The 528-nt window shown below is 81.8% G+C and carries 1 protein-coding gene; it reads right to left on the bottom strand.

The features are described from left to right. Positions 1-16: 16 nt before the first annotated feature. The coding region (locus tag CBZ_RS20510) for a flagellar hook-length control protein FliK (protein ID WP_218022849.1) at positions 17-528 on the bottom strand (512 nt) is incomplete at its 5' end.

The following is a 528-nucleotide window of genomic DNA, read 5'->3' as shown; positions in this document are numbered from 1 at the left end:
CCGGGCGGGGCGGGCCTCACAGGTCGAGGTCCAGCCCGGACGACGCCCGTGACGGGCCGGGCGGGGCGCCCCCGCCGACCTCGGCGCCGCGGACCTCGCCCGCAGCGGAAGGGGTCGGTGCGCGCGACGGGCCGCGGTCGGCGTCCGGACGCTCGCGTGACGGCGCGTCGCCGCCCACGCCGACCTGGACGTCCAGGCCCGCACCGAGGTCGCGGCTGAGGTCACGGCGCAGGTCGGCGAGCGACCCTCGCAGCGCCTCGCGAGCCGCCTCGGTGCCGCCGACGAGCTCGACGCGCACCGACTCGGGGCCGATGTGCGCGACGACCCGGACGGGCCCGAGGTGCTCGGGGTCGACCGGGACGGTGAGGACGTGCCGCCCGTGCGCGAGCCCGCCGAGCCCGGTCAGGCGCGCGCCGAGCTGCTCGGCGAACGGCAGCGGGGTGCTCGCCGGCGTCGGGGCCTGCGGGGCCGCCACGGGGGCCGAGGCCGGTGCCGCGGGGAGGGTCGGCGCGGTGGCCGGGGCGACGG

The organism is Cellulomonas biazotea, from assembly GCF_004306155.1.
GTDB classification, from domain to species: Bacteria; Actinomycetota; Actinomycetes; order Actinomycetales; family Cellulomonadaceae; genus Cellulomonas; species Cellulomonas biazotea.
This window is presented reverse-complemented; position numbering and strand designations above follow the sequence as displayed.